This is a genomic window from Streptomyces acidicola (assembly GCF_009377235.1).
Lineage (GTDB): Bacteria > Actinomycetota > Actinomycetes > Streptomycetales > Streptomycetaceae > Streptomyces > Streptomyces acidicola.
The window spans coordinates 1-8,102 of sequence record NZ_VMNX01000326.1; the positions used below are offsets into that span (position 1 = coordinate 1).

The window sequence follows — 8,102 nt, forward strand, 5'->3', positions numbered from 1 at the left end:
GGGCAGGGGCGCGGTGGGTCGGTGACGGGCGGTCATGACGGCCCGGTCACGGTGACGGTGGCCGTGGCGCGATAGGTGGTTCCCGCCACGGTTCCCTTCATCTCGAAGGTGCCCGGCTCGGCGTACTGTTCCGGCTTCACCGGGTCCCAGGTGACGGCGGTCCGGCTGTCCTTGGAGCCGTCGTTGTAGGTGGCGACCACGGTGGCCGGCAGCGTGGGCGCCGCGCCGGCCCGGGTGGTGACGTGCTCCTCGGCGATGCTCGTGATCTCCACCGCGTCGCTCTGCCGCACCCAAACGGTCGCGGTCACGGGCTGCGCGGCCCGGTCGGCGAGCCCGGTGATCGGTACGCTCGTGCCGCCCTCCGCGACCTGTTCCTCCGTGAGGGCGGGCCAGGCGACGGGCGAGCGCGCCGTGGAGCCGTCCGCGTAGACCAGCGTCACCTGTCCGGGCAGCTCGGGGATCGTGCCGCGTGGGGTGGGGACATGGACCTCGCGCACGGACTCCGGCGTCTCGGCGTACACCTTCCACTCCTGCACGCCGAGGGCGAGGTTCGGATGGCCGGTCAGCCGGGCGCGCAGGGCCGTCGTCGTGACGGGGGTGAAGGTGGTCCTGTTGTAGCGGTCCTCGGCGGTGTCGTAGCCGCTGGGTGAGGCGACCTCGCGCCAGGTGTCGCCGTCGCGGTACTCGATGACCCAGGCCTCCGGTACTCCGACACCGTCGGCGGCGCCCGGTTGCGCGTCGCGGAAGAAGTACATGTCGGAGCCGTCCACGCGGACCGGGTCGTCCCAGGTGTACTGGACCCACTGAGTGCCCTTCTGGGGCCAGCTGCCCCAGCGCGGTGCGTCGGAGGACGAGGCGGGTTCGCGGCCGTCGTTGATCGCTGCGAGGGACTCCCAGCCGGAGGTGTAGGACGCGGTGGGTGTGGCGAAGGGTGCCACGTTCACCTGCCCGTCCGCGAGCCCCTCCGCCTTGACCACGACCTTCTTCGACGACTGCGACGCGCCGTCGGTGGCGCTGAGTTCGAGGGTGTAGGTGCCCGCCTTGGTGAACCGTGCGACGGTCGTCGGGGCGCGCGGGTCGTCGAAGATGACGGTGCCGCCTTCGGGTCCGTCCGTCGCCTTCCACGCGGCGGAGAGCTTCCGCTCCGGGAGCCCGTCGTCCTCGACGATCCCTGTCAGCCGGACCTGGCCGGGACGGCTGTACGTGGTGTCCCGCCACGCCTCGACGTACGGGGCGTGGTTCCGGACGGCCGGGGGCCGGACGCCGGTGGCGAACGCCTGGATCTCCTTCAGACCGCTCGTGTGGCCGTCCCGGTGGCGCATGAGCACCCGCAGCTTCTGTGCCGTCACCTTCTCGAAGCTCACCTGGTTGAGGTTGGCTCTCGGGTTGACGGGTGACTTGGCGGGACGGGCCACGTCCTTCCACTGGCCGTCACCGTCCTGGTACTGCACGGTGTAGAGGGCGGGTTCGGCGTATCCGCCCGGCCGTTTGTCGCTGTAGAAGTAGAGCCTGACGTCGTCCACCGCGCGTTTTCGCCCGAAGTCGATCTCGTACCAGTCCTCGGTGTTGCCCGAGCCGCGGGCGCCCCAGTACGGCTCGTTGATGGTGAAGCCGTCGACGGCCCCGGACACACCCCGCCCCTGGGCCTCGTGCGAGGCTCGGGCCGTGGCTCCGGCGGCGAGGTTCTCCTCCGCAGCGCCGGTCAGGTCGCGGCCGGCCTTGGCGAACAGGTCGGTGACGCGGTCCTTCCGGCCGTACTCGACGTCCCTTCGCTCCGGCACAGCGGCACGCAGGCCGGTGACGCGTGCCTTGCCGCCTCCGCCGTCGGGGAACGTCACCTTGCGGGTGGCGGGGTCGTAGACGAGGTGGGTGAGGCGGTCGGCGGTGAAGGCGAGCTTCCCGTCGAGGTAGACGGAGTAGCCCTCGGGGACCTGACGGCCGTACGGCCGTTTCCCGTCACCTGGTTCGTCCCACAGCACGGCCACGTCGGTGCCACGGTAATTGATGTCGGTGACGGCGAAGTGGGGCCAGTCGACGTCGATCGGCCACAGCTCGATCTTCCGGTCGTCGCGCGGCCGGAAGCCCATCGCGTCCTCGATCACCGTCCAGTTGGTGGTGCCGAGGATGGTGTGGTGGATCCAGGACCGGTAGCCGATCTTCTGCGGGTCGGCACTGCCGTCGGCCCAGAACTCGTTCTGGTCGGGCCACCGGTTGTCACCGTCGATGTACTGGGCCCAGGCGTTCCAGGACAGCAGCTTCTTGTACCAGGTGCGGTCGATGTACTTGCTCGGGTACTTTCTGAGCACCGAGGAGAGGAAACGGAAGGTGACAGTGGAGTTGATGACGGAGAAGTTGTTGCTCCCCGGGTGTCCCTCCTCCGCCGCCTCCGCCTTGTCGGCCTGGTTGGCCGTGAAGAACGGGAAGACGGGGTACTGCTCGGCGTCCGCCCACAGCCGCAGCGCTTCGAGGTACTGCGGGTCCTCGTCCGGCGTGGGCATCAGACCCACGCTGTACGGGTAGTAGTTGTTGATCTCCTTCCAGGGCACCAGGGTGTCGCTGGCCACGTGCCGGTGCTTGACCAGCTTGTCCTTCGGGTCCCACAGGTACTTCAGGACCGCGTCCTTCACCCGTTTCGCGACGCCGCGCATCTCGTCGGCCTTCGCTCTCTCGCCGAGCAGGTCGTAGGCGCGGGCTGCCGCCGTGGCGTTGCTGAAGACGTAGGCCGACTCGGCGCGGTCCAGGTTGCCCGGCTTCCAGTCGAACGACACCGCGTCGGCGTCGTTGCCGGTCATGGCGCCCCAGTCGTACTCGATCAGCCCGTTGCCGTCGTGGTCGTAGTTCTCCAGCTGTCCCTTGACGTCCTTCTCCGCGTACCGCGCCAGGTTGCGCACGACGCCGTCGGGTCCGCCGTGCACCTGGTAGGAGCGCCAGGCCGCCTCGGAGATGTACTGGGTGTAGCTGTTGGACCAGTTCTCCGGGTCGCCCGGGTTGTCGGTGTACTTGCCGTTCTTCGAGACTTCTCCGGCCGACACCCAGGGTCCGTACGCATAGCTCGGGTCGCGCAGGTACTTGAGGTCGTCGACGAACATGCCCACGGTCAGGGCGATGGCGTTGTTGTAGCCGAGGGCGCCCTCCATGGAGGTGGGGAACTGGTAGTCGTTGCCCGGGATGTCGGCGTCGAGGTAGTTGTAGCGCAGCAGCCACCAGCGGTAGTACAGCGTCTTCTCGATGTTGTCGTCCGGGACGTCGAGGTACGGCAGGTTCTCGGCCCACCAGCGGTTGTACGTCTGCACGTGGTCGCGGAAGGCAGCGGCCGGCGCCGCGGTGCGCACCGAGTCGTATTCCGTCCGGGAGCGGGCGATCTCCTCGGTGACGAACCCGAGCTGGACCTTGGTGGTGACGCTGCCGCCGGCGGGCAGAGCAAGGGATCGGGTCAGGGCCTCACCGTCCTGTGTGGGGGCCATGCCGTTGCCGCTGAGCCGTGGGAAGACCGTGGTGAGGTTGTTCTTCGCGGCCACCGCGCCCGTCAGTTCACGGCCTTCGGGGGCCGTGGTGTACGGGGACGAGGCGCGCAGCGTGACCTCGCGGCGGGCGGAACCGGTGTTGGTGAGGGTCAGGTTCGTCACGGCGACGTTCGCGTCGGTGATGAACTTGGTCTGTGTCACCTTCAGCCCGCCGGCCTCGTGGGTGAACTCGCTGCGCCAGTAGCTGGGGGTCTGTGTCCTGGCGCCGGTGTCCTCGCGCAGGGTGAGGTTCTCGCCGTCCACGGACAGCGTGATGGTGTACGCGGAACGGTTGTCGATGCTCTCCCAGTAGGCGACCCTGCCGCCGAACCCGAGCCGGGACGGGTCGTGCTCCTTCATGAACACGGCCCGGCCCCGCGTGAACAGCCAGTCGCCGGCCGGGTCCGCGCCCTTGCGGGCCAGCATCCGGTCCATCCAGAAGTCGGTGCCGTTCCCGGCCTCCCGGTCGGCCTCGTACTGGGCGCGCAGGGTGCGGCGGACGGAGAAGCCCGCGGGCAACTCCGGCACGGGCTCGGCGGATCCGGAGTACACCGGGTAGCCGATGGCCGAGTTGTCCGCCTCGGCCGGGGCGGTGGCGGCGAGCGAGGCCAGCAGCCCGAGAGCCAGCGCTCCGGCCAGGGTTCTGCGACGGCGCCGTCTTCGCGGTCCGTGCACGACTGCCTCCAGGTGAGCGTTGTCTACGGTTCCGTCGTCCTCGGCTCGGCCGTCGGCAGCCAGACGCGCATCGTCGAGGGCCCACGGTTCGCCCAGGAGTGGTAGGGCACCAGAACGATCCCCGTGCGGTCGGCGGCCCTCGCCGTGGGACGGTCGAGCGGTTCGTACGGCCAGGCCGCGTCGTCGCTGCGTTCGGGAGTCGCGCCGATCTCTCCGGCCACGACGACGGTGCCGCCCGCGTCGCCCGGACCGTCCTCCGGCTCCGCGGACGGATCCACCCGCACCGCGTCGACCTCCCGCCCGTCCGGCAGGTCCACGGACTCGGCGCAGTACACCAGCGGTCCGCGCTGGACGGCCACCGTGCCGCGTACCGCGTCGACGCGCGGGTCGGCCACCACCCAGCGCGGTGTCACGGGCAGTTCGAGCCGTACTTCGTCACCGGGCCGGAAGACCCGGGTGACCTCGGCGGTGCCCGGCGGGACGGCGCTGCGTGTCCCGTCCGGGCCGACCAGCGACGCGGTGGCGCCCGCCGCCCATTCGGGGACACGCAGCGACAGGGTCCAGGGGCGGTCCGGGGACCGGACGACCCGCACGGCCACGGTCCCGCCGGAGGGGTAATCCGTACGGACCCGGAGCGCGACGCCCTGGCCGCCGGCGAGGGAGGTGGCGATCTCCGCGTCGGCGTACTGGTGCAGTTGTACGCCGTGGTCGTCCACCGTCGCGAGGTAGGCGGGCAGTTGGGCCAGGGTCCGCGCCACGTTGGTCGGGCAGCAGGACACCGCGAACCAGGGGGCGCGCAGGCTCGACTCAGCGCGTGGACTGTCGGCGTCCGCGGCGGGCACGGCGCCCCGGGTGCGCCGGTGCAGGGTGTTGGCGTAGAAGAAGGCCCGGCCGTCCGCGGACGGGGACGTCGCGACCACGTTGAACAGGGTCCGCTCGGCCAGGTCGGCGAAGCGCGGCTCCCCCGTGGCCAGCAGCAGCCGCCAGCTGAGCATCACGGAGGCGACGGCGGCGCAGGTCTCCGAGTAGGCGCGGTCCGGCGGCAGCACGAAGTCGTCGCCGAACGACTCGTCACGGTGGTGCGAGCCCATACCGCCCGTCAGATAGGTCCGCCGGGCGACCGCCGCCTCCCACTGCCGTACGACCGCGGCGAGCAGGGCGTCGTCGCCGGTCTCGACGGCGACGTCGACGGCACCGGCCGCAAGGTAGAGAGCACGCACTGCGTGTCCGCGCAGCACGGTGGCGTCCCGCACGGGCACGTCGTCCTGGTAGTAGGCGCGGCCGAACTCGATGTCGGCGAGCGCCTGGTGTCCGCGGCGGTCGACGAAGAGGGCCGCCTGGTCGAGGTAGCGCTGCTCCCCCGTCAGCCTGGCGAGTTCCACCAGGGCGGTCTCGATCCCCGGATGTCCGCAGACACCCTCGATGCCGCCCCGGCCGAAGGTGGCGCAGATGTGGTCGGCGGCTCGCCGGGCGATCTTCGTCAGCTCGCCCTCGCCCCGGGCTCTGGCCTGGGCCACACCGGCCTGGATGAGGTGTCCGTGGCAGTAGAGCTCGTGGCCCCATTCGAGGTCGCTGTAGCGGGGCTGCTGTCCGGGACGGCCGAAGGCGGTGTTCAGGTAGCCGTCCGGTTCCTGGGCGGATGCGACGGCCTCGGTGAGCATGGCCGACTCCGCGTCGAGCGTGGTGGCCGCTCCGCCGCTCCCGGCCTCCCAGGCCATGGCTTCGAGGAGCTTGTAGATCTCGGAGTCGGCGAACTCGCGGCCGCGCCGGTCGCGGTGGATCCGGCCCTCGGCCGCGGCCCGGAAGTTTCCGGTCCAGCCGACGCGTTCCATCCAGTCACGGCAGTGGCCGAGTGTGGCGGTCGCGTTGGTGTGCCTGCGCCGGGCCCAGAATCCTCCGGTGATCCTGACCTCGTCCAGCCCCAGCGGCCGCAGCCGTCCCCCGGTGGGCGCCACCGGCAGTACGGGCGGCCGTGTCGTGTTCTCCCTCACCAGTTCATGCCTTTGGTTGGTCCCTTCGGTCGTGGATGTGTGCCGTGACGGACTTCAGCCCTTGAGCGCGCCGGACATGAAGCCCCGTATGTAGTGCCGTTGCAGCAGCAGGAAGAGGAGGAGGCAGGGGACGGCGAGGACCACCACACCCGCCTCGGTGGCGCCGTAGTCGACGGCGCCCATGCTCTGCTGCCGGAGGTTCGCGACGGCCAGGGGCAGCGGTGCCTTCTCGCTGTCGGAGATGAGGATCAAGGGCGCGATGAAGTCGTTCCAGGCCGCGAGGAAGGCGAAGAGTCCCACCGTGATCAGTCCCGGTCGCACCGCAGGGAGGAGGACCCGGCGCAGCGCGCCCGCCGTGCCGCAGCCGTCGACGAGTGCCGACTCCTCCAGTTCGCGCGGCACCGCCTCGAAGGAGATCCGCATCATGAAGGTGGCGAACGGCAGCTGGAACATGGCCAGTACGAGGCTCAGTCCGATGAGCGAGTTCTGCAGATGGAGCCTGCCGAGCAGCACGTAGAGCGGGATGAGGAGCGTGGCGTACGGAACCATGAGGATGGCCAGGGTGAGCAGGAACAGCAGGTTCCTGCCGGGGAAGTCGAAGCGGGCGAAGGCGTAGCCGCCCAGCAGTGACACCCCGAGGGTCAGGGCGACGGTCAGTGCCGAGACGACGGTGCTGTTGAGGAGGTACCGCCACAGGCCGGCGTCGTAGTCCAGCAGCGTCCTGTAGTTGCCGAAGCCGTAACCGGATTCCTGTGCGGTGCCGGGCTGTCCGCTGAACGAGGCCCAGGTGTTCCACAGCAGGGGGAACAGGAAGATGACGGCCAGACCTCCGGCGACGACGTAGTGAGGCGTCCGGCCCAGGGCGCGGGTGAGCACCGTGGTGTCCCTTCTCATGAGGCGGGTGTCGAGGTGGGTGTCATGACTCGTCGGCGCGGCGCAAACCGCGGAACTGGAGGGCGTTGAGCAGGAGCAGCACGCCCAGCACGATGATCGAGAGGGCGGCCGCGGTGCCGAGGTTCAGCCGTTGGAAGGCCTCCCGGTAGATCAACTGGACGACGGTCACCGTGCTGTTGTCCGGTCCGCCCTTGGTGAGGATGAAGAACTGGTCGAAGGCGAGCAGGGATCCGGTCACGCAGAGCAGCAGGGTCAGGGCGAGGGACGGCCGCAGCAGCGGGAGCGTCACGGAGCGGAAGATCTGGCCGCGGCCGGCGCCGTCCATACGGGCGGCCTCGTACACCTCGTGGGGGATGCGTTGGAGACCCACGAGCAGGATCAGCATGTAGAAGCCCGCGAACTTCCAGACGATGAGGAACACCGTCGACAGCAGGGCGGAGGTCGGCGAGCCCAGGAACGACACGGGATCGTCGACGACGCCGAGCTTTTCCAGGATCCGGCTGAGCGGGCCGGTGGTGGGGCTGTACAGACCCCAGAACAGCAGAGAGGCGGAGGCCAGGCCCAGGGCGCTGGGCAGGAAGTAGACAGTTCGGAAGAAGCCCGCGCCCGGGCGGGACTCCTGCACCAGCAGCGCGAGGAGGAGTGCGAGCCCGAGAAGGACGACCGTGACGATCACGGTGTAGAGGAGGGTGAAGCGCACCGCGGGCCAGAAGAGGGCGCTGTCGGTGACGTCGGTGTAGTTCTCCGGCGCGTTGACCCCGCGGTCTCCCGCGAGCAGCGGCCAGTCGCTGAGCGACATCTGTCCGACGAGGTGCAGCGGCAGCACGAAGAAGACGGCGACGAACACGGCCGTGGGCGCCGCGTAGCCCATGCCCTTGACCGTGCGGGACCGCCACCAACGGGGCGCCGTCGCGCGGAACGGGCCGGTCCGTCGTTCCGGCCGGGACGACGGGTGTTCGGCCGCCGTCCGGTCGGGCGCCTTCACCTGCATGGGTCTCCTCTGCCGTGGGACGTGGGAGGGGTGGGGCCGGGGCGGGGG

At 70.2% G+C, this 8,102-nt stretch carries 4 protein-coding genes; all 4 read right to left on the reverse strand.

Going from position 1 to position 8,102, the window contains the following annotated elements; all coding sequences use genetic code 11:
• Positions 1–32: 32 nt before the first annotated feature.
• Positions 33–4,178: an Ig-like domain-containing protein gene (locus tag FPZ41_RS50085; RefSeq protein ID WP_152869695.1), complete on the reverse strand. Its 4,146-nt coding sequence runs from the start codon at positions 4,176–4,178 to the stop codon at positions 33–35.
• Between the two features lie 23 nt (positions 4,179–4,201).
• Complete coding sequence (locus FPZ41_RS42320) at positions 4,202–6,169, reverse strand: glycoside hydrolase family 127 protein (RefSeq protein WP_322621435.1); 1,968 nt, start codon at positions 6,167–6,169, stop codon at positions 4,202–4,204.
• A 54-nt stretch (positions 6,170–6,223) separates the two neighbouring features.
• Positions 6,224–7,045 carry a carbohydrate ABC transporter permease gene (locus FPZ41_RS42325; protein ID WP_131569229.1) on the reverse strand — a complete coding sequence of 274 codons (822 nt, stop codon included), beginning with the start codon at positions 7,043–7,045 and terminating at the stop codon, positions 6,224–6,226.
• A 40-nt stretch (positions 7,046–7,085) separates the two neighbouring features.
• Positions 7,086–8,102: carbohydrate ABC transporter permease (locus FPZ41_RS42330; protein ID WP_228023371.1), on the reverse strand; the 1,017-nt coding region annotated here is incomplete at its 5' end.